A 24574-nucleotide genomic window follows, 5' to 3' on the forward strand; every position below is an offset into this window, starting at 1 on the left:
CGGGCCGTGTTTTAGTCCGTCGCAGCGCCCCGTCCGGTCAGCCCTGCCATCAATGTCTGCACCACTTGGTCGGCAACCTCGGGCGCCGTCATCGGCCCCTCGGGGTTGAACCAGTTGCCCAGCCCGTTGAGCGCCTGCGCCGCCGTAAACGTCGCAATCCGAACGTCACGCACTTGCACCGAGCCATCCACACCGCCCTCGACCACCAGATGCCGGATCAGCGCGTCAATCTCGCGCTTGAGCGCGCGGAATTGCTGGCGGCTGGGTTCGGAGAGCAGATGGTCCTGCGTCCGCGCGACGCAGATGCCGAAATCATCCATCATCGTCAGCGCATAGACCGTCAGCACCCCGCGCAACCGCTCAGCCGCGCTGCCGCCCTGCGCGGCGGTCCGGCGCGAGGCCTCGATGATCGCATCCAGCCCGCGGCGCGTGCATTCGAACAGGATCTCATCCTTATTGGCGAAATAGTGGTAAATCGTCGGCTTGGTCACGTTCAGCGCCGTTGCCACCTCATCCAGCGAGGTCGCATGATAGCCGCGCGTGTTGAACAGCCGCGCCGCCGTGCGCAGCACCGCCTCGCGCTTGGCCGCGCGCTCACGCTCGCGCTCGCTCTGGCTGGACCAAGGCGACGGGGCGGCGGTGGCTTTGGCGCGGCGTGTCATCAGCGTAATACTGTTGCGTCTTTTTGTTACCCGTTGGTATACGAGTTACCAACGGGAGAAACCACCGTCAACAGCGACGGACTTGCAGGCGAGGAGAGCCCATGATCCTGACCGAAGACCAGACGATGGTGCGCGACATGGCGCGCCGCTTTGCCGCCGAGCAACTGGCCCCCAAATCCGCCGAATGGGACGAAACCGCGCATTTCCCGCGCGATGTGGTGGCGCAGATGGGCGCGCTGGGTCTGATGGGCATGCTGGTGCCTGAGGAATGGGACGGCGCGCTGACTGATACCGTCGCCTATGCCTGCGCGCTTGAGGAAATCGCGGCGGGCAATGGCGCTTTGTCGACGGTGATGTCGGTACATAACTCGGTCGGCTGCGTGCCGATCCTGCGCTATGGCACCGAGGCGCAGAAGGAAACCTACCTGCGCCCGATGGCGCGCGGCGAATGGCTGGGCGCGTTCTGCCTGACCGAGCCGCAGGCAGGCTCGGACGCTTCGGCCCTGCGCACCCGCGCGGTGCGCACGAATGGCGGCTGGGTTCTCAACGGGGTCAAGCAATTCATCACCTCGGGCAAGAACGCCGACATCGCGATTGTCTTTGCGGTGACCGATCCGGGCGCGGGCAAGAAAGGCATCTCGGCCTTTATCGTGCCGACCAAGACACCGGGTTGGCGCGTAGCGTCGATCGAGAAGAAGATCGGTCAGCACCTGTCAGACACCGCGCAGATCGCGCTGGAGAACCTTGAGATCCCCGCCGAGAACCTGTTGGGGGCCGAGGGCGAGGGCTACCGCATCGCCTTGTCCAACCTTGAGGGCGGGCGCATCGGCATCGCGTCGCAATCGGTCGGCATGGCCCGCGCGGCGCTGGATGCAGCGGTGAGCTATGCGCAGGAACGCATCAGCATGGGCAAGACGCTGATCGAGCATCAGGCCGTCGCCTTCCGGCTGGCCGATATGGCCACCCGCGTCGAGGCCGGTCGCCAGTTGGTCCTGCACGCGGCGGCGCTGAAAGACGCGGGCCAGCCCGCGCTGCAAGCGGCATCGATGGCGAAACTCTTTGCGTCGGAAATGGCGGAAAAGGTGGCCTCGGACGCGATCCAGACCTTCGGCGGTTACGGCTATACCCGCGACTTTCCCGTCGAACGCATCTGGCGCGATGTGCGCGTGTGCCAGATCTACGAGGGCACCAGCGACATCCAGCGCATGGTCATCGCCCGCGCCCTGAACGTTTGATCCGGGGCAGGCTGATTAAGGGCCATGGCCGGGATACGCCCGGCCATGGCTTTGTCAAAGCTCAGCCTCAGAACGGGCTGTCGGGGTAGTAGAAGTTCTCGGCGTTGTCTTGGGTCACCAGCACCGACCCGATGATGAACTCACCCGACACCGGTGCCGACGACACCAGACCGACAGCCGTCAGCTCGATCGCGGTGGCGATCATCGACGGCGGATAGGTCACGTCGGCGGGGATCATCGTGTCGCCTTCCATGACGCGCTGGATCATCTCTTTCATGCCGGCACCACCCAGAACGAACTGGATATCGCTGCGGCCCGCCGCCTCGATGGCGGCCAGAACGCCGACGGCCATGTCATCATCCGACGCCCAGACCGCATCAATCTGCGGGTGGCGCGACAGGAAGTCCTGCATCACGGTGAACGAGGTGTCACGGTTCCAGTTGCCGTGCTCCATGCCGATGATCTCGATGCCCGAGCCTTCGATAGCGGCCTGAAAGCCCTCGACCCGCTCGTTGTCGATGGTGGTCGGGATGCCGCGCAGCACGACGATCTGACCACCCTCAGGCATGGCCGAGACCATGTATTCGCCCGACACGCGGCCGAAGTCAGGGTTGTTGCCGGCGACATAGAGATCCTCGATCCCCTCGACCGCCAGACCCCGGTCAACGACCGTCACCCAGACGCCCGCGTCGGACACGGCCATCACCGGGCCGGTCAGCGGCTCGGATTCGAAGGGCAGCACGACCAGCGCGTCAATGCCGCGCGTGGCCATCATGTCCTCGATGTCGTTGACCTGACGCGCCGGGTCCGACGCCGTGGCCAGCACGAAGTCCAGCTGCGGATAGGTTTCTTCCAGCCGATCAACGGTGGTCTGGGCGAAATAGTTCATGCCGCCCGCCCAGCCATGGGTCGCGGCCGGGATCGACACGCCGATGACCATGGTTTCCTGGGCCAGCGCGGGTGCTGCCAGCACCGCGGCCATGGCAAAGGCAGATGCGAAGTTCTTCATGTGGGTTCCTCCCCCTTGGTTGCACCGGCCATCAGGCCGGCTTGTTCGCTCGCTGCAAGACGACAGCGAGAACGATGATGGCCCCCTGAATGGCTCCATTCAGGTAAGGCGAAACGAAATCGGTCAGATTGAGGATGTTGCCGATCAGCGTCAGGATCAGCACACCGATGACCGTGCCCCAGACACGGCCAAACCCGCCCTTGAGCATGGTGCCGCCGACGATCACGGCTGCGATGGCCTCAAGCTCCCAAAGCAAGCCGGTCGAGGCCGAGGCCGAGCCAAGGCGCGGCACGTACATGATGGTGGCCACGCCAACCAGCACACCCAGCATCACATAGGTCGCCAGCCGCACCCGCGCGACGCGGACCGACGAATAGCGCGCGACCTGATCGTTCGAGCCGATGGCGGCGCAGTGGCGGCCAAAGGCTGTCGAGCGCATCAGGATTTCCCCCAGCACGACCACCACGGCAAAGACGATGATCGGCCACGAGACCCCGAAAACCCCGCCGTAATACACCGGCTGGTAAAAGCTGCGCAGGCTGAAATCGAGGCTCAGCGTGCCGCCATCGGCCAGCCAGGTCACCAGACTGCGGTAGATCCCCATCGAGCCCAGCGTGACGATGAACGCCTCGATCCCCAGTTTGGTGATGAGCAGCCCGTTGATCAGCCCCACAGCCACCCCGGCGACCAGCGCCACAGCCATGCCCAGCAGGACAATCGGCACGCCAACGCCCATGGACGGCAGCGCGGTGTTCATCACCAAAATCATCAGCCCGGCGATAAACGCCGCCGACGAGCCGACGGACAGGTCCAGCCCGCCCGCTGTGATCACAAAGGTCATCCCCACGGCGATGATGCCGATAAAGGCCGAGCGTGACAGCACGTTCGAGATGTTGTTCCAGCCCAGAAAGTTGGGGTTCATCAGCGCGCCCAGGATAATCAGCAGGATCAGCGCCAGAACGGGGCCGATCACGCTCATCTGGATCTTGCGCGGCTGGGTTGCGGTGGCGGACATTCAGACAGTCTCCTTCTCGGGGGTGGCAGCGCCGACCCCCATGGCAAGCCGCACAATGGCGTCTTCAGTGGCCTCGGCCCCGTCCAGCGTTCCGGTCAACTGGCCGCGACGCAGCACCAATATCCGGTCGGCCAAGCCGATAACCTCTTGCATTTCCGATGAAATCACCACAATGGCGCGGCCCGAGGCCGCCAGCTGGCGAATGAACTGATACATCTGCTGTTTGGTGCCGATGTCGATGCCGCGGGTCGGCTCATCAATCACCACGATCTCAGGGTCTGCCAGCATGGTCTTGGCAAACAGCAGTTTCTGCTGGTTCCCGCCCGACAACTGCCCGACCGCCACAGCCTGACTGCCGCGAATGTCGAAGTCGGCAATCGCGGTCTCTAACGCTGCCGCTTCGGCCCGTTTGTCCAGCAGCCCACGGGTGAATTTCCACAGCGCCAGCAGCGTGAGGTTTTCACCCATGCCCTTGTCCAACAGCAAGCCGCGCGTCTTGCGGTCCTCGGTCAGATAGGCCAGCCCGTGTTGCAGCGCCTCCCACGGATGGCGAATGGTGACGGGCTGACCCTTGATGCGCACCTGCCCCTCGGCGCGGCGCAGCCCCGCCAGCCCCTCGAATGTCTCGGTCCGGCCCGAGCCGATCAGCCCGGCCACGCCCAGAATCTCGCCCCGGCGCAGGGTGAAACTGATGCCCTCGGAATAGCCCGGCACGCCGAAATCGCTGACCTCCAGCATCATCTCGCCGGGGGTGCCATCCTTGGGCGGGTACAGGTCCGACACCTCGCGCCCGACCATCGCCTCGGCCATCTGGTGTTCGTTCATCTGCGCCGTGGGGCCGGTCCAGACCACCGCGCCGTCGCGCATGATGGTCAGGTCGTCGGCGATCTCGGCCACCTCGTCCAGCTTGTGCGAGGTGAACAGTACCGCCACCCCCTCGGCCCGCAGACGGCGGACCTGACCCAGCAGGATGTCGGTCTCGGTGCGGGTCAGCACGGCGGTCGGTTCGTCCATGATCAGCACGCGGATGTCGCGCAAGAGGGCCTTGGCGATCTCGACCATCTGCTTGTCCGAGTTCGACAGCGTCGACACGATCCGGTCCGGCGACACATCGCATTGCAGCCGGTCCAGCAATTCGCGGGTTTTCGCCCGCATCGCCGCCTTGTCCAGCAGCCAGCCGCGCTTAAGCTCGCGCCCCAGAAAGATGTTCTGCTCGACGCTCAGCTGCTCGGCCAGATTGAATTCCTGATGGATCATCGAGATGCCCAGCGCCTCGGCCTCGCCCATCGACGCCAGCGTGCGGGTCTGTCCATCCACCGCAATCGTGCCCGAGCTGGCGGGCTGATAGCCCGCCATGATCTTCATCGTCGTCGATTTGCCCGCGCCGTTTTCACCGATCAGCGCATGGACCCGACCGGGGTGCAGGGCGATGTCGACGCCGTGCAGCACCTCGATCGGGCCAAAGCTGCGGCTGACGCCGTTCAGGGCCAGAACCGGCTGGGTCACAGCGCCACCCACGCAGCATCGGCCTGCGACGAGCGGATGCAGGCGGCGATAAAGCGCATGCCGTCAAGGCCTTCGTCGATCCCCGGCAGCAGCGACAGGTCGGGCGCCTCGCCAGCTTCCGCCGCACGGATTGCCGCTGCGGCGCCGGTGTAGATGTTGGCAAAGCCCTCAAGATAGCCTTCGGGATGCCCGCCCGGCGTGCGCGACACCGCCCCCGCCGCAGCCGAGGCCCCTGCCCCGCCGCGCGTCAGCAGGCGCTTGGGTTCCCCGAACGGCGTGTGCCACAGATAGTTCGGATCCTCTTGCGACCACTCCAGCCCGCCGGTTTCACCGTACACCCTCAGCCTGAGGCCGTTCTCATTGCCGGGTGCCACCTGACTGGCCCAAAGCATCCCACGCGCGCCGCCAGCAAAGCGCAACAGCATCTGCGCGTTGTCATCGACGCGCCGACCGGGCACGAAGCTTTGCAGATCGGCGGCCAGTTTTTCGACCTTCAGCCCCGACACGAAGCACGCAAGGTTATGCGCATGCGTGCCGATATCGCCAATCGCCCCGCCCGCGCCTGAGCGTTCGGGATCGGTGCGCCACTCGGCCTGCTTGTTGTCGCCCGACTGCTCGGCGGCCTCGGTCAGCCAGTCCTGCGGGTATTCCACCTGCACGACACGGATCTTGCCCAGCGCGCCCGAGGCCACCATCGCCTGCGCCTGACGCACCATCGGATAGCCGGTGTAGTTATGCGTCAGGATGAACAGCGCCTTTGAGGCGCGCACGGCCTCGGCCAGTTCCTCAGCCTGCGCCATGGTCGCGGTCAGTGGCTTGTCGCAGATCACATGGATACCGCGCTTGAGGAACTCGATCGCGGGACCGGCGTGCATGTGGTTCGGCGTCACGATGGACACCGCCTGAATGCCATCGGCGCGCGCGGCCTCAGCCTCGGCCATCTCCTGATAGCTGCCATAGCTGCGCTCAGCCGCCAGCCCCAGCGCCAGCCCACTTTCGCGGGCCTTTTCGGGCGTTGAGGACAGCGCGCCGGCGACCAGCGCATATTCGCCGTCAATGCGCGCCGCGATGCGGTGAACGGCGCCGATGAAGGCATCCTTGCCGCCGCCCACCATGCCCAAACGGATCGGTGCCATGGCTCAGATCCCCAGCATGCGGCGGTTGGCGGCATCGTCTGTGCCCCCGCCCGCGAAATCGTCAAAGGCTTTTTCGGTCACGCGGATGATGTGGTGCTTGACGAAATCAGCCCCCTCGCGCGCGCCATCCTCGGGGTGTTTCAGGCAGCATTCCCACTCGACCACGGCCCAGCCGTCAAAGCCGTTGGCGGTCATCTTCGAGAACACCGCGCCGAAATCGACCTGCCCGTCGCCCAGCGAGCGGAAGCGCCCGGCGCGGTTGACCCAGCTCTGGAAACCGCCATAGACGCCCTTGCGACCGGTCGGGTTGAACTCGGCATCCTTGACGTGGAACATGCGGATGCGGTCTTTGTAGATGTCGATATTGTCCAGATAATCCAGACATTGCAGCACGTAATGCGACGGATCGTAGAGCATGTTCGCCCGCGCGTGGTTGCCCGTGCGCTCAAGGAACATCTCATAGCTGTCGCCGTCGTGCAGATCCTCGCCGGGGTGGATTTCATAGCAGACATCGACGCCGCACTCCTCGGCGTGGTTGAGCAGCGGCAGCCAGCGCTTTGCCAGTTCGTCAAACGCCGCCTCGACCAGACCGGCGGGGCGCTGCGGCCATGGGTAGATGAACGGCCAGGCCAGCGCGCCCGAGAAGGTCGCGTGCGCGGTGATGCCCATATGCTTGGACGCGGTCAGCGCCTTGGTGACCTGATCAACCGCCCATTCCTGCCGCGCCTTGGGGTTGCCGCGCACTTCGGGGGCGGCGAAGCCGTCGAAGGCCTCGTCATAGGCGGGATGAACGGCAACCAGCTGGCCCTGCAAGTGGGTGGACAGTTCGGTCACCTCGACGCCGTTTTCGCGCGCCTTGCCCAGAAACTCGTCGCAATAGGTTTTGCTGCTGGCCGCCTTGTCCAGATCGATCAGCCGGGCGTCCCAGCTGGGCACCTGCACACCTTTGTAGCCACAGTCTGCCGCCCATTTGGTGATGCTGTCCCAGGAATTGAACGGGGCGTCATCCCCGGCGAACTGGGCCAGAAACAGGCCCGGACCTTTGATGGTCTTCATGGTTTTTCCCCTCCGCTTCAAACGTAGCGATTGACCAGATTTTCCAGAATTTCCTGACGCCCCGAGACCGGCTGCGGGTCCAGCCCGCGCTTCTCGGCATCGTCAGCGATCGAGGCCAGCGTCGCGCCTTCGGCCAGCATCGCCTGCGCCTCGGGCCGCTGCCAGCCTGCGTAACGCTCGCGCCGCGCGGCTTCCAGACCGCCGTCCTCAAGCATCTTTGCCGCCGCCTTCAGGCCGCGCGCGCAGACATCCATCGCGCCGACATGCGCGGCAACCAGATCCTCGGCATCGAGCGACTGACGGCGGACCTTGGCGTCAAAATTGGTGCCGCCCGAGCTAAAGCCACCCGCCTTGAGCACCTCGTAATAGGCCAGCGCGGTTTCGGGCACGTTGTTGGGGAACTGGTCGGTATCCCAGCCGGACTGATAGTCATTCCGGTTCATGTCGATGGACCCCAGAATACCCAGCGCCCCGGCCAGTGCCAGCTCATGCTCGAACGAGTGCCCGGCAAGGATCGCGTGGCCCTGCTCGATGTTCACCTTGACCTCGTTCTCCAGCCCGAAGCGGCGCAGGAAGCCGTAGACCGTGGCGACATCATAGTCATACTGGTGCTTGGTCGGCTCCTGCGGCTTGGGCTCGATCAGGATGGTGCCCTTGAAGCCGATCTTGTGCTTGTGCTCGACCACCAGCGACAGGAAGCGGCCCATGTGCTCCAGCTCCTGCCCCATGTCGGTGTTGAGCAGCGTCTCGTACCCCTCACGCCCGCCCCAGAGCACATAGTTCTCACCGCCCAGACGGTGCGTCACTTCCAGCACCCCGCGCACGGTGGCGGCGGAATAGGCGAAGACATCGGGGTCAGGGTTGGTGGCGGCACCGGACATGTAGCGCCGGTTCGAGAACAGGTTCGCCGTGCCCCACAGCAGCTTGGGGCCACCGGCGGCCATCTTGGCCTCGAACACATCTGCGATGCGCTCAAGCCGCTCGCGGCTCTCGATCAGGCTGGCGCCTTCGGGGCGCACGTCGTGGTCGTGGAAGCAGAAATACGGCACGCCCAGAATGCGGAAGAAATCAAAGGCGGCATCGGCACGGGCTTCGGCCAGTTCCATCGTATCGCCGGGGAACCACGGACGCTCGAACGTGCGCCCGCCAAAGGGATCGCCGCCCTCCCAGCCGAAGGAATGCCAATACGCCACAGCAAAGCGCAGGTGCTCTTCCATCCGTTTGCCCAGAACGATCTCGTCGGGGTTATAGTGGCGAAACGCCAGTCCCGCGGCATCGGGATCATAGCTTACCGGTTTGATTGTGCTGAAATATCCGCTCACTTGATGTCTCCTTGACCGCCGATGTCCGGCAGGTTGTCTTTCAGATAGATTGTCGGGGTGATCTGCCGCGCCGGGTCGCTCCAGTCGCGCCCGTCGGCAATCGCCTTCATCACATCGATGGCCAAAGCCACCTCCTGCGCCGGTTTCTGGTCGATGACCGCATCCACCAGCCCGCGCATCAACCCCCGGTAAGAGGTCGGCGTGATGTCATGCATCACCACAAAAGGGCGCGGCCCTTGCAGGCTTTCGAGAACCTCGATCAGGCCGCGGTTGCCGCCGCCGATCGAATAGATCCCGGTAATCGGATCGCCGCCTGCCGCGCTTATCGCGTCCAGAACACGCTCGCGCATGAGATCGCGCCGGTCATTCACCGGGACGGCGGGCAGCGCCCTGAGGGCGGGGGTTTCGGCCAGAACCGGCAAGAAGCCCTCAAGACGCTGGCGGTGATCGCGCGCACTGAGTGAGCCCAGAACCGGCAGGATCAGGCCGGGCCGGTCCCGGTGCGCGATCCGCAGAAGGCGCCCCGCCGTGGCACCGGCCACGACATTGTCGATCCCCACATAGGCCGCGCGCCCTTCGGGTTCGGTATCGCCAACAAGCGTCACCACGGCGATACCGCGTTCGCGCATGGCGGTGATGGCGGCAGCGACGCGCGGCGATTCTGTCGCGACGACGGCCATGCAGTCGCAGTCGTCGTCATGGTTTTCAAGCACCTCGGCCAGCGCATCGCTGTCGAGCGCCGGAACCTCGATCACGTCGATCCGCACCCGGTCGGCGAGCCGCAGCACCGCTTCCGAATCGACAGCCAGACGCAGGGCGCTGAAAAAGCTGTGGTCGCCTTTGGGCAGGATGAAGAGAAAGCGGTACACGCGCTTGCGCGACAGGTTGGCGGCAAAGATATCGCGTTCATACCCAAGGGATTCGATGGCCTGCTGCACCCGCAGGATAGACTTGTCCGCCACGCCTCCACGCGCGTTCACCACCCGGTCGGCGGTGGCGTAGCTCACGCCAGCGGCGCGCGCGACGTCATGCAGCGTCGGCCTGTTCATCGTGGTCCTCCCCTGCCGCGCAGCAAATCGTTAAAAATGATGGACGTCAATCATTTTCTGATAGACGTCCATCATTTTGCCCGTCTAGCGGGCGCAGCCCCCGCCGTGTGACCTTGTCAGGTGATAGCTTGAAGGCCGCAGCCCCGTGTCAGCCTTTGGGGTTATAGCGCCCGTGGTCCCTGCGGGCGCTCCAGACGCCCTTCAGATAGGCCTGCGTCGCCGCCTTGACCGCCTCGGACCTGTAGGTGCGCGGCTTCAGGAACTGGCGCAGCGCCTGCAGCAAGCACTGGGCAAAGGCCAGAGGGCGGCCATGCTTGTGCATGGTGTAAACCATGGCGCGGGTCAGATGAAATTGCTTGAAGGCCGTGGTCGCAGGGCTTGGTTCGGTAGAGGTGCCTGCTTCATGCGTCACCACAGCGTCAAAGATCAGCATCAGCGGCCCGATCGCATCCTGTAACCGCACCGACAGGTCATCATCCTCAGCGTACAGAAAGATATTTTCGTCAAAGCCCCCGACCGCGTCAAAATGCGCCTTGGACACGAACAGGGCCGCCCCACTCAGAACCGGCACTTCCATGTCCCGCGTCGGCTTGACCCGGATACGGCCTTTGTTCCCCCGTAGCCGCGTGGCCCGACGAAAGAACACCGCGCCGGTTTCGTCCTCGATGCGCGGATTGAACGCGCTGGCTGCCGGGTACGCCTGCCGGGCTTCCAGCAGCCGTGTCAGACAGTCGGGCGTCAGCCGGGCATCCGGGTTCAGAAACAAGAGATACGGCGTGCGGGCGACAGCCGCCCCGGCGTTGCAACCCCAGCCAAACCCGTGATTGACCGCACTGCGGATCACCCGGATGTCGCGCTCCGCTGTCGGGATCGGCGCCCCTTCGGGGCTGGCATTGTCAACCACGACAACGGGCGTTTCGGCAGGCACGGACGCCAGCATCCCCGGCAGAACATGACCGCTGTTATAGGTGACCGAAACGACGGTGATGTCCGCAAGTTGCACAGCTGCCCTCCCCTGACGCCAGGCTCTGGCCGGCTCGCCCCGCCCTACCGCACTGACGCGGTCCTGCAAAGCCATTCAGGCACTTCAGGCGCGTGGCGATCTGAGCGTCAACGCCCCCGCTGAGCAACAGGGCGCACGGCATCTGCCATGCGCCCTGCCCAGGGATCACTCCACGCAAGCGAAGTTGGCTGCATCCTCACTGTCGCCAGATCCCGAATACTGCGCATGCTGCGGATACGGGCAAAGCGGTCGGCTGCGACCGGCGTTCGCCGCACTGGTCGCCTCGACCGAGGCTGGCGCCGTGCCGTCCTCTACCCAGGCGACGAGAGAGGTCAACAGGTCGAATTGATCCAGCGCGGTGCTCCCGCCCCGGCAATGCCCCATGCCGGGGACGAGGTACAACGCGGCCGCGTCTGCCACAGCGCCACCCTCGGCTTGAAGATCCTCATAGTAGCCGACCGTATCGAGGGCCGAGAACCACGGATCGGCGGTGCCGTGGTAGAACAGGATCCGCCCGCCATTGCCGGCAAAGCTCGACAGGTTGGTCCAGAGCCGGGTGTTGACCATCCATTGCTGCCGGTCCGAACGGATGCCGCGCGCAACCGCATCTTCCACACTCAATTCGGTGATGGTGTTGCGGTATTGCAGGTTGTTCTCGCGGTCGAAGCGGAACAGACCCGGTATTCCCCGCTCAGGCGTGGCCATCACGTCGGCATCCACAGGATAGGCCGGATAGACCTCGTAACCCGTGGAATCGACCGTCGGCGCGAACATTGTCTCGACCAGTGCCACCTGCTCGGGCGCAAGGCAGGTGCCATCGCCCGTCGCCGCACCGTTGCCGCAAGCCAGCGTCGCAGGATCGAACGCGCAGGACATCGTGTCGAAAATCATGCCATCCGCGACCCCGTCATTGCTATCGCAGGCAGCCAGAATGCCATCCGCGATCAGCGACCGCTGCGCATCCGAGAACACGGTCGAGCGGTCGAGCGTGCCATCCGCCCCGGTCGCGGCCAGCGCGTTGAAGGCCGAGGCCATATGGCTGAGCGCCGTGTTCGATTGATCTGTGCGCATCGCCGGGGCGCCGATGATCATCCCGTCGAAGGCGAGCGGATGGCGCTGCGCCATCATCATCCCTTCACGCCCGCCGGTCGAGCAACCGGCCCAATAGGCATGGTGGGGCGCGCTGCCATAGTAGCTTTCAACCAAGGCGCGGGCCAGCGTGTCGACTTTCGGCACGGCGTCATTGGCGAAGTTCAGCATGGCGATCTGGTCAGCCTTGAACGACGAATCCCAGCCGACGCCCTGATGGCCCGAGTCGGTCGAGGCGACGGCGAAACCGCGCTCTACCGCCGGCATGTCGCCGGCACCGGCCGGACCTTCGGGCGGGCGCACGCTGCCGTTGAGACCCCCGCCGCCCTGAAACAGGAAGCGCTGGTTCCAGCTATCGGGCAGCGCAACCGCAAAGCCGATGAAATAGTCGACACCGTCGACGCCCGTACGATGCTCGAAGCTACCCTCGATCAGGCAGCGACCATCGGCGTGGGTCGTGGCGTTGATCCTCAGATCGCCATAGCCCGCCACGCTGGCATCCTGCATCGCCGTGCAGGCCTCAGCGCCCGGCGTGGCGGCTGCAGCCCCGCCCAGAACCACAGCCGTGATCAGGGTCGCGGCCGCAACAACGCCTCTCGTGCCCTTGGGCACGGGTTTGTATCTCTGCATCAGTGGTTCTCCTCCCGCTTGCAGTTTTGCAACCTTAGGCGGCGTTGTTCTGGTGCGTCAATCTGGAGGAGGTCCCGGGAGGGCGTGAGGCAGGAACGGGCTGGGTATTGGGAAAGTCACGACGGGGATCATCGCCGGGGCATGATCGAGCGCTCTCCGCGTCGGCAGATCCCGGCAGGGCCAGGGTCAGCCCACACACCCAGAACATCAAAGTTGCAGCAAGGGGACTGGTCGATTGGACCCCTTGGGGCACAGATCATATCGTCTTTGACTGCCGCTGAACTTTCCTCCAACTGCGACGTGAACCCGTTCGAGGTTTACTGCCTATCGCGCAGATTGAGCAATCGCCCGACGCGTATCAGATCAACGCCTACGCCCGTCGTTACCGCTGTTAGCGAAGCGCGCTAATCTTTTCGGCTTCAGTGGACTGCCGACGGGAAGGATCACCGAGTTCGAGCCCCCGACCGAAGGGCCTCCGCTACTGGATGTCGCCACGATCGATGGCCGAGAGCTCACCTTTCGGAGCGGGATCCCGGCCAGTATTGATGTGACTTTCCCAATCGAACGGCACGGGAAGCAACGGTCATCGCAGGCACCGATTTACGAAGCGCCACGTCAGGAAGTTACGTCTGCTTGCTTCCGCCGTGCTTCCACGGGATTTGGACAGCAGACGGCCCCACGTTTCCGCAGGGCTTAACTATCTGACAATGAACAAGTATCTGGTTGCGGGGGTAGGATTTGAACCTACGACCTTCAGGTTATGAGCCAAAACCCCGGCGATTCCAATAACTTATATATTTCAACAACTTACGCGGCAAGTCTTTGATTTTGCGCATTTTCCATGTTCGCAATGAGCCATTTTCAACGGCTTTCAGCAGCACACTTAGTGCGAAACGTGCATTCGCAGGTTGATGTGGTGTTGATGTAAGCCAGTCAACGGCTTCATGAACACCATCGCTTCCGGCCCAGATCTGTCGTTCACTTCATCCGGGATCACGGCTATGCAGCTTCACCAAAACGGCCATCCCTGCATAGTGCAGCATTCCCACCCATCGTATGACTGCAGTGCGTTTCTTCCTGCCGTTCGGCTACTCAGCGGTTAGCAACATGGAGAATCTTCAGTCTGGCGGCGTAGGAGCAGCGACCCTCACCAATCGGGCGCCAGCAATCCTGTCGCCAACACTTCACCCTGACCCTTCCGGGCCCGCCGAATATCAGCTAGATCGGCGTTCGCCCCGTCTAGAAGATGATCGGGGCGTTGATCGAGACTTCGCTCGACACCGATATCCCCGTCGCGACGCGGCTTTTGACTTCGCTCAGTTTCATCAGCAATAGGCCTACCCAGCGGCGGTCGCCTACGATTGCTCGAAGGTGTACATTGAGACCTATTACTGACGGTCGATGAGCGCAGTCATCCCAACTGCTCGTAATTGGCGAAGACCTCACCAGTCCCGTCATTGTTGATAAGGAGCACTTCGTAGGCTTCGCGCTCCTCTTCCGGCCCCATCCCGGGTGACCCAAAGGGCATTCCTGGCACGGCAAGCCCAATGACATCGGGGCGCTCCTCGAGCAGGCGGCGGATCTCCGTAGCTGGGACGTGTCCTTCGAGCACATAGCCATCGACCATGCCGGTATGGCAGGAAATCATCCGTGGCGGAACGCCGACTTCGGTTTTGAAGGCTGTCAAAAGAGCGCCGTAGCGTTCCTCTTCGGTGACGCTAAATCCTTCTTCGCGCAGATAGGCGACCCAAGCATTGCAGCATCCGCAACCGACTCCCTTGACGACATGGATTGCAGGAACCTGAGCCCAACTGGGCGCGGCCGAGGCTGCCAGCATGGCAAGGCTGGACGACAGCATGGATCTGCGGGAAAGTTTGAATGTGTGTGTCATGACTTTTTCCTGTTCACGTGTTTTCGGTGATATTTTGTTCGGTTACGGTCAAATCATCAGCCTATCGCTCTACGAATCTTCGGCACCGCGAAACGCCGGTCCTCATGATAGTCGATGATGCTCGCAAACCCACCGTCCGATCGGAAAAGAAAAACCCCGGCCGTGTGGTTCATGGTGTAGTCGTCATCGCGGGCCAACTTTTCGAACCGGGCGCGAAAGCCTGATGCCGCGCGTTCGATCTCTTCCAATGTGCCGGTCAGGCCGATAATGCGGGGATCGAAATGGGACAGGTAGTCGCCAAGCACCTCCGTCGTATCACGTTCGGGATCCACGGTGATCATCGCCACATTCAGCCGGTCGGCATCGGTGCCAAGCTCTTCCAGCCAGCCGGAGATATCGCTCAGCGTGGTCGGACATACGTCCGGGCACCAGGTAAAGCCAAAGAACACCATCGTCGGCCGCCCGATCCAGTCCTCTGGGCGCACCATGTTGCCGCGTTGGTCGGTCAAACTGAAAGACATATCTGCAAAGGGCAACGGCAACAGATCTGCGCCCGACTGGCTGCGGTTGCGGGTTCGCCACCCGCCAAGGCCCAGTGCGAACGCCGCAGCACCTGCCACGCCGCCAATGCCAAGGATTACTGCCCGTCGGATTCGCAATCTGGCCCCTCCGCCCGGATAGACAGCACCTCGACATTGATTGTGATGTCGCCTGCGTTCTGAAACGTCAGGGTCATAGGGAAATTGTCGCCTACTTTCAGCGCCTCCGTCAGCCCCATCAGCATTCCATGGTAGCCACCGGGCGCGAGTTGAACAGACTGACCTGCGGCAATGGGAATGGACATGGCATGCGGCATAGAGGCTATGTCTTCGGTAACCACGGTTTGGTGCAGCATCGGCATGCTGGCCGCAGGGGTCGCGATCCCGATAAGGGCGTCACCGGAACTTCCGGCATTTGTAATCGCCACATAGAATACAGCGGGGCGGTTGGCACCGATTGTCGCGCGAGACCAAGCGTTTTCGATGGTCATCTCGCCGGATGTGACGGTCTCGCATGCCAAGGTAGGCGACGCCAAGGTCAGAATTAGCGCAGTAAAGACTGTTATTTTCATGGGTTTCACAATCTCGATTGTAGGTCGTCAAGGATTTCTGCAGCGGGGGTTCCGTACGTGAACTGGCGCAGCCAGTCGCCGTCCGGACCGATCAGGTAGAGCGCGGGACTGTGAGACATGGAATAGCCGTCCGGCGCTGTGACGTCGTCCTCACGTTCGAAAAATATGTGGAAGCTGTTGGCCGCCGCACGTGTCTGCGCGCCTTCCCCGGCCAATCCGATGATGGACGGATGGAATGCCGCAGTGAATTCGGCAAGGCCAAGCGCCCGGTCCCGTTCAGGATCAATTGAGATGAACAAAGGTTGCACCTCAACGGATTGAGCACCCAAGTCGTCCATGATCTGTGCGACTTCGGCAAGCGTCGTCGGGCACACGTCCGGGCAATTGGTGAAGCCGAAGAACACCAAAAGATATTTGCCCGCAAAGTCGGCAGGCGTTCGCATTTGCCCTTCCGCGTCCGGAAGGGCAAAGGTTGGGCGGAAGGGCGCTTCATCGACGCCCGATGGCGCGCGGGCGCCCGCAAACTGCCAAGCCCCAAAAGCCAGCGAGGCCAATGCGGCGGCAGCCCAGAGGATTTTCTGCAAATATGTCAGTCGCATTCGATTGTACATTCCAAGTATCTTGTTCGGCCTAAACCCTCTAGCAGCTTTAGCTTCAAGCCCATCATTTCGAATTCACGAAAGAATGAGCCACTTGGCTGCCCAAATAGGGGCAGCGAAAATCTTGGTCTCTCCGTAGACGCGCAGGCCGATTTCTGGTGCCGGTCGACCGCCCCCTAAGTCCGAGACAACCGACCTCCGGCTCAAATCTTGATCAATGCTGCCGTGGCGTACATGAAAGCGACCCCACCCAAGAACCCTCCAAGGACGGCCGGTGACATCAACGTCGCCTGCCTGTCAGCGTTCTGTCGCACAAGATAGGCGCTGACTTCGACCATGACTTGCAAGATTGCACCTGCCCCGACGGCCAGCGCCAGCGCGGACCATTGCGGTGCGTAGGCAAGGCTGCCCGCCCACATTCCAAGGATCGCCGGGCCACCGGCGAGCAGAGTCAGGGCCGCGAAGGTCCAGAGCGCAGGCCGGGCCCGAAGCATCGGGGCGGCGATGCCGATGCCCTCGGTGACATTGTGCAGGGCAAAGCCAAGGACAAGGAAGGTGCCAAGCCCGGCCGATCCGGCGGCGAATGCACCGCCAATCGCCAACCCTTCGCCAAAGTTGTGAAGCCCGATGCCGAGGGCGATGTAGAACGCAAGCGCGATGCCTTCCGGATTGCCGCGCCAACGCCCTATCGCCATCAGCAAGAGAAAGCTTGCCAGCGCCGCCAGCCAGACCATTGCGGAGCCCTGGAAAATCGCAGCCGCTTCTGTAGAAAGCTCCAGCGCCTCGGAAATAGTGTCTATCAGTAGGAAAGCCAGCAACCCGACCGTCAGAGCCAGCAGAAAGTTCATCCCGCGCCGACCGACTCCCTTCATGGCTGGATAGAACATCAAGCCAAGCGCCACTGGCAGAAGGCCGACGATCGCCCCGATCACCGCCTGGAGCCGAAGTTGCCCCCAGGTGGCACTTGGCGTCGACACAGCGACCTCGATCTCGTGCCCGAAGGTCGCACCGGAGTTGGACAACAAGTTGACATGATGGGCCTCGCCAAGAACCCACGGATAGGGAATTCGCAACCAGACTGCGTCGCCCCGGGCTATCGGCCCCGCCGGTTCCTGCGTGAAGCTCCAATAGGCATCATCCACGGCAACCTGCGCGACCACCATTGCATCCGATCCGCCAGCACGCACTTTGAGCGATATTCCCGACCCGTCTAGGATCGCCCGTTCGACCGTCAACGCCTCGACCGGCGGAGCGCCGTTGTTAAAACCGCGCAGGGGATCGAGCGAGGCAATCCAGACAAAGGCACCCAGCATGGCGGCCAGTGGCACGAGAACCAGAAGCAGCCGGATCAGTGGCGGGCGGCGGGTTTGGCTTTGGTCGGTCATGCCCCCGCCTCCTGGACGTCGAAAAAGCCCATCCAACCAAGTTCGGTGAACTCGGCCTGGTGGGCATGGAACATGTACAGCCCATCCTCGTGGTCGGCGAAGCTGAACTCGAGGATGCCGCGTTGCGCCTGACATTGCATGATCACATCGACCGTACGCAGGGTGGGCGTAAGTTGGGTGCCAGTGTCGTAATAGTCGAAGAAATTACCGTGCAGGTGGAACGAGTTGATCGGGTCGAACTCGGTCGCGTTCATGAGATAGATGCGTACCGGGCGCGACTTGTCGATCCGGATCGGCTCGTTCATGTAAGCTTGACCGACCGTGTTGACGGCATAGACCTCGTTGGCGCCATCGAAATTGGTGTCGAAGCCATTCATCACCATTGCCAGTTCCTGCCACTCGGCGTTTTCTGGACTGCCGAGAACGCGCGACGCCGCAATAGACGCGTGTTCGGGGTGGCGGGCCGGATCGGGGTCGACCACGAACAGGCCGTACATGCCCTTGTGCATATGCCGTTTCAGCGGCAGTGCGTGGCAATGATAAAGATGACAGCCGAAGGGCTTGGCATCGAATTCGTAGACAAACTCCTCGCCCGGGTCGATCAATCCAGCGCCTTGAATTCCGTCCATTCTCGCCGAATGAATGCCGTGAAAGTGCATGGAATGTGGGTGTGAACCGAGGTTACGAAAGATGATCCGCAGCCGCTCACCTTCCTTTGCGCGCAGCGCGGGGCCGGGCACGCGACCGTTGAACGTCCAGGCGGGAAAGAACACGCCGGGAGCGATCTCGATTTCCATGTCGATGGCTTCGACCTCGAAGGTACGCAACGTGCGGCCATCCGGAAGGATTTCGGTGCGGCCAGTATCCCAATCGGTCAACATGGAAATCGGGTCGAACCCGTTCCGGTCGTGATCGACGCGGCCGACCATCGTCATATTGCCGTGCGCCATGCCACTGCTATGGGCCGAATACGGATCGGGCGCCCCGCCGGACATGGCATGCCCCGCCATTGGGCCCTGCGTCGCCTGTGATTGTGCGCGGCTCGCGGCCACGGCTGCCCCGCTGGCAGCCGCCAAACCGCCGACCAACAGCGCACGTCGCGACGCCGAAACTGGCTCCGCACCTATGACAGGTGGCGCTGTGGGTCGCGTTTTCTCCACGGCGGGCGATGTATCGCGCGCCCACTTCCCGGTATCGACTGACATAGGCGTGGTCCCTTCAGTTGAAACGCAGGCCAAAGCCCTGGTGCAAAAAGTTAGCTTAGGCTAACAATCAAGGCTAAGACTTTACGAGTCAATCCCGATCATGCGAGGGTGACGACATGACGAATGATCAGAACCTTGAAACAGCACCACAAGAAGTCGAGGCACGTGCCGTTGAAGCCCGCGTAGAGGCATTCATCGGCGTGCGCGAGGCGCGTCGCAGCGAAGTGGCGGAAGACTATGTCGAACTGATCGCCGAACTGATCCACGACAACGGCGAGGCCCGGCCGGTCGATATCGCGACCCGAATGGGTGTGACCGCGCCGACGGTCGCGAAAACGCTCGGCCGTCTGGCGCGGGATGGCCTGATAACCCGCGCCAAATACCGCTCAGTCTTTTTGACCGAGGAAGGCCGGGCGCTCGCCAAGGAATGCAGGCACCGCCACGAGATTGTCCTGCGGTTTCTCCTGAGCCTCGGACTTGACCCAGAGACGGCGGAACGCGATGCCGAAGGCATCGAGCACCACGTCAGCGAACGGACGCTTGCCCTATTCGCTGACTTTGCAGACCGGTCCTAAGCGCCGATCAGGCGTTTTCGACCGCGAGACGGACTTCGGCGATCAAGCTGTCGCGACTCAAATTCTCGATCCGCCGTCCGTCGAGGTAGAACGTTGGTGTCTGGCGAATTCCCAATGCTTCGACATCGGCTGTGTCTTGATTGATTGTCCCAGTGATTCCCGGAAAGAGCCGATCGTTTTGCGCGCGCTGGAGAACAAGGCCAGCAGCCCCCGCGATGTTCCAAGCCACATCCATCCTCGGCGTGCCATGCACGGCCCAGTTCGGCTGTTGCTCTAGCAAGGCATCCAGAACGGGTTCAAAAACGTCCTGCATCCGCGCGGCCTCGAGGATGCGTACCGCCTCATCCGACCCCTCGTGGAATATGGTATAGCGCAATACAACCCGTACTTGCGTCGGGAACTGTCGCCGGATTCCTTGGACAACCGGATGATAAGCGCGGCAGGCTTCACAGGACGGATCGAAAAACTCCACCAGCGTGACCGGTGCGTCCACCGGTCCAAAACTCGGCGAATAGGCGCGAATCAAAAGCGCCGGGTCAGCACGGGGGATGGCCGCAGCAGCGGCCTCAGCTTCGGCCTCGCGTCGGCGAGACAAGAATACATAGCCGCCACCAAAGGCTGCTGCCCCAATTGCCGACGCCCCCAACAACACAGTACGACGATTCATGTCTGATTTCCTTTCGGTACAAGTAAGCAAGTAAGAATCGCGGCAAAAGCAGCCAACGACAGATAAGGGATGGGTAGCCCGAATATCATCTGCGACGGGCCACTGCAGGATGGTCCATCTGCTGTGCAGGGAACGATCGCCTCGGGCACGATCCCGAGATAAAGACCCGCGTGCCACCCCGCCAATGCAAGACCTGCGAGCGTCAACGGTACGGCGTAAGGTCGTGCTACGCCGTCGCCGCGCCACATCGACAAACCAAGGATCGGCACAAGTGGAAACATCGCGATGCGCTGATACCAGCACAGGGTACAGGGCATCTGGCCCATCACCTCGCCAATGAACAGCGCACCCAGTGTGGCTGCAAGCGCGATCAGAAACGCGGCAAGGAGGAGAATGTCTTCGCGTGAAAGTGCCTGTGATTCAGGTTTGGTCATCGGCGGATCCCTTTCGGCTGCGTAAGGGGATGGCCGTTGCGATGATGCACATTGCGCCCAGAAAAATTGCGATATCTGCAAGGTTGAACGTCGGCCAGTGCCAGTCTCGCCAATAGAAATCAAGGAAGTCGGTCACTGCCCCCTGTCGCACCCGGTCAATGATATTGCCAAGCGACCCGCCGACGATCAGCGCAAAACCCGCGCGCTCCAAGGGATGCCGCGACCGAAACGCCACAACAGCCAAACCCAGCGTCAACACGCCCGTCAGTCCGGCCATGACCAAGGGCTTGCCAGACATGACGCCCGACAACATGCCGAAGCTCGCTCCTTCGTTGAAGCCAAGCGTGAGGTTGAAGCCGGGTAGAATCGAAAAGGGCATGTCAGCCGAAAGCAGCGACAATGCAAGAGCCTTAGTCACCTGATCGGCAACCGCAGCGACGGCGATCACAAACAGCATCAGGGGCGTTTTCATGATGCCTCCTTTCGGGGCAGCCCGATCCATCGCGGTACGGACCTCATATAGGCATCGTATTCGGACCCGATCGCCGCGCGCAGTGCGGTTTCTTCGGATCGGACCTGTGCAGAGGCCAACCGGATAAAGAGCAGCGGTGCCACGGCCGTTGGCAGTGATGGGATAGCCAAGGCAACACCGATTAGCAGTAAGAATTGTCCGACAAAGGTCGGGTTGCGGCTGAACTTGAAGATACCACCTGACACGAGATCTCCGGCTGCACCTTCTTTGACACCCACACGCCAAGAGGCACCCATCGAAAGCTGTGCCACCACAGCAATCAGGGCACCGCTACCCGCGAGAGTGATACCCAGAGTGCCGAGCACAGGAAAGCGGCCTTCCGTCCAAAGCGGGTCTAGTCTTTGCAACAGAGGTAGGGTCATCCAGACGAGCGGTCCAAAGAGGGCCATGGAGAAGGCAGCACGGTAACCCAGAGCGGCTAGTCGGTCGTGACCACCAGACTGTCCGATGAGCCAGACCTGCTTTCCAGCGGCCTTGGCGGCGCGATAAGTGCCCCAGTAGAAAAGCGCAAGATATGCGAGCAGAACAGCAAGCGCCGCCCAGCCAAACCAAGTGTTCATGTCAGGATCCTTGTCTTTCGTCCACGCGCGGCCATCCGAGAAAGCGCGCGGTTCTTAATTTATAGGCGGCGAATTCGGCGCCGTGGCTGCGCTCGAGAGCGCGCTCCTCGAGAAAAACAGCGAAAATGTAAAACCCGGCCCAGACGGCGAGGGCCGCCATAATCGGGGCTTTGGGCAACAAGATTGCCCAACCGGCGAGACCCATCCAGGTAGCGACATAGACGGGGTTACGACTGAACCGAAACCAACCGCCTTCTTGCAATGCCCCGTCCTGGCCAAAGGCTACGCACCAGCCAAGTTGCAGAGTCGCATGCACCGCGATCCCAAATCCGAGGATCAGCAGGACAATACCGATCCAGAAGCCTGGCATGCCGGGGCTAGGCGCGACCTCTGGAATGACCAGCAGCGAGACAACGATCAGGCCCCAAAACAAGATCCTGAACGGCCAGATGAACTTCGCGTATACAGGGCCATTGCGGTTCTTTGGGGGCCACAATTGCGCGGTGGGATCAAGCATTGCGCGAACCGAACGCACCAGCAAATAGGCGCCTGCAACGAAGGGAATCCATTCCAGTTCCGTTGGCAATTGCAGCATCTCTTAACTCTCGCCTTCCGGATTGAAACGCAAGAGCCGCAAGGCGTTCAGCGTGACAAGAACCGTTGCGCCGGTATCGGCCATGATCGCCAGCCATAGGCCGGTGATGCCAAAGACCGAAGTCACAAGGAACACGGCTTTCAGCCCTAGCGCGATGGTCACGTTCTGGCGGATATTGGCCATCGCCCCACGGGCCAACCGGATCGTGGCGGAGATGTCCGTTACCTTGTCGCGCAGGATCGCTGCGTCAGCGGTTTCCAGCGCCACGTCAGTGCCCGATCCCATCGCCACGCCGACGCTGGCCTGTTTCAGCGCCGGGGCATCGTTGATGCCGTCGCCAATCATCATCACGCCGCCATTGGCGCTCATGGTTTTGATCGCGTCCAGCTTGTCCTCGGGCATCATGTCGGCTTTGAACTCCATGCCCAGCCCACCCGCGATGGCGGCGGCGGTCCGCGCGTTGTCGCCCGTCAGCATGACCGAGGTGACGCCAAGCCGCTTCAACTGCGCAACCGCCACGCTGGCATCCGCGCGCGGTTCATCGCGCATGGCAATCAGGCCCAATGGCTTGTGCTCACGGAACACCGCAACAGCCGTCTTGCCTTCGGTCTCAAAAACCGCTGCCTGCTGGACGCCCTTGTCATCCAGTCCACCGTTTTCCGAAGCATGGCGCGGCGACGCAACCCAGGCAAGTGCACCGTCCACCTCGGCCGAGACGCCCTTGCCGATCAACACCCTCGCGTCTTTGGACGGCAGCAGGGCAATGCCTTCATCCTGCGCCTTGTTTAGGATCGCCATGGCAAGCGGGTGGCTGGACCCAGCTTCGACACCGGCGGCGACGGCCAGAAGCTCGGCCTCGGAGGTCGCCCCAAAGGGGACCACATCTGTTACCACGGGCCGCCCGTGGGTTAGCGTTCCGGTCTTATCAAAGGCCACCTGCTTTACGCTAGCTGCTGCCTCGATCACCGCGCCGCCCTTCATCAACAGCCCACGCCGTGCACCCGTTGACAGCGCCGAGGCGATGGACGCCGGGACCGAGATTACCAGCGCACAAGGGCATCCGATCAGCAATAGCGCCAAACCACGATAGACCCAGGTATCCCATGGCTGACCGAACGCCAGCGGTGGCACCAACACTACCAGCGCGGCGACTAAGACGATGGCGGGCATGTACCAGCGACTAAACCGGTCAATGAACCGCTCGGTTGGGGCGCGTGCCTCTTCGGCGTCCTCGACCAATCGGATGATGCGGGCGATGGTGTTGTCCTCGGCTGCCTTGGTCACGGTTACCCGCAACGCGGCCTCGGTGTTGATGGATCCGGCAAACACGCTATCGCCGGGGCCTTTGGTGACTGGCACGCTTTCGCCGGTGACCGGGCTGTCGTCGACGCCCGAGATTCCTTCGGCGATCTCGCCATCCGCCGGAACGCGGTCACCAGGGCGCACCAGCACCGTCTGACCAACGCTCAAGCTGGCGGCAGGCACTTCGCGTGTCACGCCGTCGACCTCAAGCAGCGCTGTCTTGGGCACCAGATTGGCCAGCGCCCGAATGCCGTCTCGCGCCTTGCCAGCGGCGACGCCTTCCAGAACCTCGCCTACCGCAAAGAGGAACACGACAAGCGCCGCTTCCTCGGCCGCACCGATGAATAGCGCACCAATCGCAGCCACGGTCATCAAGCTTTCAATGCTGAAAGGCTGGCCAAGTCGCAGCGCGGCGAAAGCGCGTCTGGCTACGGGTGCGACACCGATCAGGCAGGCCGCGATGAAAGGCCAAGCCCCAAGCGCCGGGGTCAAGAACTCCACGATCCAAGCCAGCCCCAGAAGCATCGCCGTGAAGATCACCAGCCTGCCCTTGCCTGTCTGATACCAGCTTTTTCCCTTATCGGCAGGATCATCATGAACATGGCCGGGACTGCCGTGGCCGGAATCGGATTTGACAGACGACTTGGGCGAGTGATCATGTTCGTGATCATGAGACTCCTCGGACCCGGCACCCGGCAGAACGAATTCCTTCTTCGCTCCGGCAGTGCGTGTCGCGATCCCGTAGCCAAGAGACTTTACAACACCCTCGATCTTGTCACGACCGGTCTTCGTTTCGTCCAGCCTCAGGCGCAGGCGTTCAGACATCAGGCCCACCTCGACATCGCTGACACCGGGTAGCCGTCCGACAGCGTCCTTGACCTTGCTGGCACAGGATCCGCAATCCATCCCAGAGACCGTCCAGTCGCAGGTTGCTTCGTTCTCAGGGTTTGTCATCGCAGTCCTCTTCAACGGGTCATTGCCTTCATCGAATCAGATATCTAATGTC

At 62.4% G+C, this 24574-nt stretch carries 24 protein-coding genes; 2 read left to right on the forward strand and 22 right to left on the reverse strand.

Annotated features, from left to right (window positions below; all coding sequences use genetic code 11):
• Window positions 1-11 precede the first annotated feature (11 nt).
• Window positions 12-662, reverse strand: a complete 651-nt coding sequence (locus EAE28_RS21440; RefSeq protein WP_127110137.1) for a TetR/AcrR family transcriptional regulator — start codon at window positions 660-662, stop codon at window positions 12-14.
• Between the two features lie 101 nt (window positions 663-763).
• Here EAE28_RS21440 and EAE28_RS21445 point away from each other — a divergent pair, with 101 nt between their 5' ends.
• Window positions 764-1897, forward strand: coding sequence for an acyl-CoA dehydrogenase family protein (locus EAE28_RS21445; protein ID WP_127110139.1), 1134 nt, complete (start codon window positions 764-766; stop codon window positions 1895-1897).
• Between the two features lie 67 nt (window positions 1898-1964).
• On the opposite strand, the gene EAE28_RS21450 is transcribed toward EAE28_RS21445, so the two are convergent.
• From EAE28_RS21450 to EAE28_RS21520, 15 genes are all read right to left on the reverse strand, one after another.
• Window positions 1965-2906: an ABC transporter substrate-binding protein gene (locus EAE28_RS21450; RefSeq protein ID WP_127110141.1), complete on the reverse strand. Its 942-nt coding sequence runs from the start codon at window positions 2904-2906 to the stop codon at window positions 1965-1967.
• A gap of 31 nt (window positions 2907-2937) precedes the next feature.
• Window positions 2938-3921, reverse strand: a complete 984-nt coding sequence (locus EAE28_RS21455) for an ABC transporter permease (RefSeq protein ID WP_127110143.1) — start codon at window positions 3919-3921, stop codon at window positions 2938-2940.
• Entirely contained in the window at window positions 3922-5427 is a 1506-nt protein-coding gene (locus EAE28_RS21460) for a sugar ABC transporter ATP-binding protein (protein WP_127110145.1), read from the reverse strand.
• Window positions 5424-6563: a Gfo/Idh/MocA family protein gene (locus EAE28_RS21465; RefSeq protein WP_220443976.1), complete on the reverse strand. Its 1140-nt coding sequence runs from the start codon at window positions 6561-6563 to the stop codon at window positions 5424-5426. Before EAE28_RS21465 ends, EAE28_RS21460 begins: the two co-directional genes overlap by 4 nt.
• Before the next feature lie 3 nt (window positions 6564-6566).
• A complete protein-coding gene (locus EAE28_RS21470) occupies window positions 6567-7619 on the reverse strand; it encodes a sugar phosphate isomerase/epimerase family protein (RefSeq protein ID WP_127110147.1) in 1053 nt (350 codons plus the stop codon).
• Window positions 7620-7636: 17 nt separating this feature from the next.
• Window positions 7637-8941, reverse strand: a complete 1305-nt coding sequence (gene xylA, locus EAE28_RS21475) for a xylose isomerase (RefSeq protein WP_127110149.1) — start codon at window positions 8939-8941, stop codon at window positions 7637-7639.
• Complete coding sequence (locus EAE28_RS21480) at window positions 8938-9990, reverse strand: LacI family DNA-binding transcriptional regulator (protein ID WP_127110151.1); 1053 nt, start codon at window positions 9988-9990, stop codon at window positions 8938-8940. Before EAE28_RS21480 ends, xylA begins: the two co-directional genes overlap by 4 nt.
• A 148-nt stretch (window positions 9991-10138) precedes the next feature.
• Window positions 10139-10993, reverse strand: a complete 855-nt coding sequence (locus EAE28_RS21485) for a glycosyltransferase family 2 protein (protein ID WP_164736735.1) — start codon at window positions 10991-10993, stop codon at window positions 10139-10141.
• A 165-nt stretch (window positions 10994-11158) separates the two neighbouring features.
• On the reverse strand, window positions 11159-12712 hold the full coding sequence (locus tag EAE28_RS21490; RefSeq protein WP_127110155.1) for a tannase/feruloyl esterase family alpha/beta hydrolase: 1554 nt from the start codon (window positions 12710-12712) through the stop codon (window positions 11159-11161).
• Window positions 12713-14123: 1411 nt separating this feature from the next.
• Complete coding sequence (locus tag EAE28_RS21495; RefSeq protein ID WP_127110157.1) at window positions 14124-14603, reverse strand: DUF411 domain-containing protein; 480 nt, start codon at window positions 14601-14603, stop codon at window positions 14124-14126.
• 56 nt (window positions 14604-14659) lie between these two features.
• Window positions 14660-15256, reverse strand: coding sequence for an SCO family protein (locus EAE28_RS21500; protein WP_425466785.1), 597 nt, complete (start codon window positions 15254-15256; stop codon window positions 14660-14662).
• Window positions 15241-15714: a copper chaperone PCu(A)C gene (locus EAE28_RS21505; protein WP_127110161.1), complete on the reverse strand. Its 474-nt coding sequence runs from the start codon at window positions 15712-15714 to the stop codon at window positions 15241-15243. Before EAE28_RS21505 ends, EAE28_RS21500 begins: the two co-directional genes overlap by 16 nt.
• 5 nt (window positions 15715-15719) lie before the next feature.
• Window positions 15720-16325 (reverse strand): SCO family protein, encoded by a 606-nt coding sequence (locus EAE28_RS21510; protein WP_246022527.1) that lies wholly within the window; start codon window positions 16323-16325, stop codon window positions 15720-15722.
• A gap of 191 nt (window positions 16326-16516) precedes the next feature.
• A complete protein-coding gene (locus tag EAE28_RS21515; protein ID WP_127110165.1) occupies window positions 16517-17698 on the reverse strand; it encodes a ZIP family metal transporter in 1182 nt (393 codons plus the stop codon).
• Window positions 17695-18903, reverse strand: coding sequence for a multicopper oxidase domain-containing protein (locus tag EAE28_RS21520; RefSeq protein WP_246022529.1), 1209 nt, complete (start codon window positions 18901-18903; stop codon window positions 17695-17697). Before EAE28_RS21520 ends, EAE28_RS21515 begins: the two co-directional genes overlap by 4 nt.
• Window positions 18904-19019: 116 nt before the next feature.
• Between EAE28_RS21520 and mntR the strand changes: the two genes are divergently transcribed.
• On the forward strand, window positions 19020-19478 hold the full coding sequence (gene mntR, locus EAE28_RS21525) for a manganese-binding transcriptional regulator MntR (protein ID WP_127110167.1): 459 nt from the start codon (window positions 19020-19022) through the stop codon (window positions 19476-19478).
• 7 nt (window positions 19479-19485) lie between these two features.
• On the opposite strand, the gene EAE28_RS21530 is transcribed toward mntR, so the two are convergent.
• Genes EAE28_RS21530 through EAE28_RS21555 form a run of 6 tightly spaced genes read right to left on the reverse strand, consistent with a single transcriptional unit; the run spans window position 19486 to window position 24522 of the window.
• Window positions 19486-20145, reverse strand: a complete 660-nt coding sequence (locus EAE28_RS21530) for a DsbA family protein (RefSeq protein ID WP_127110169.1) — start codon at window positions 20143-20145, stop codon at window positions 19486-19488.
• Window positions 20142-20579: a disulfide bond formation protein B gene (locus EAE28_RS21535; RefSeq protein ID WP_127110171.1), complete on the reverse strand. Its 438-nt coding sequence runs from the start codon at window positions 20577-20579 to the stop codon at window positions 20142-20144. Before EAE28_RS21535 ends, EAE28_RS21530 begins: the two co-directional genes overlap by 4 nt.
• A complete protein-coding gene (lspA, locus tag EAE28_RS21540; protein WP_127110173.1) occupies window positions 20566-21051 on the reverse strand; it encodes a signal peptidase II in 486 nt (161 codons plus the stop codon). Before lspA ends, EAE28_RS21535 begins: the two co-directional genes overlap by 14 nt.
• A complete protein-coding gene (locus tag EAE28_RS21545; protein WP_127110175.1) occupies window positions 21048-21671 on the reverse strand; it encodes a methyltransferase family protein in 624 nt (207 codons plus the stop codon). Before EAE28_RS21545 ends, lspA begins: the two co-directional genes overlap by 4 nt.
• A gap of 1 nt (window position 21672) precedes the next feature.
• The gene (locus EAE28_RS21550; RefSeq protein WP_127110177.1) at window positions 21673-22266 is read right to left on the reverse strand and encodes a methyltransferase family protein; all 594 of its coding nucleotides are present in this window, start codon (window positions 22264-22266) and stop codon (window positions 21673-21675) included.
• Between the two features lie 3 nt (window positions 22267-22269).
• A complete protein-coding gene (locus tag EAE28_RS21555) occupies window positions 22270-24522 on the reverse strand; it encodes a heavy metal translocating P-type ATPase (RefSeq protein ID WP_127110179.1) in 2253 nt (750 codons plus the stop codon).
• Between the last annotated feature and the right edge of the window lie 52 nt (window positions 24523-24574).

This window comes from Pararhodobacter zhoushanensis, assembly GCF_003990445.1.
Taxonomy (GTDB): Bacteria; Pseudomonadota; Alphaproteobacteria; order Rhodobacterales; family Rhodobacteraceae; genus Pararhodobacter; species Pararhodobacter zhoushanensis.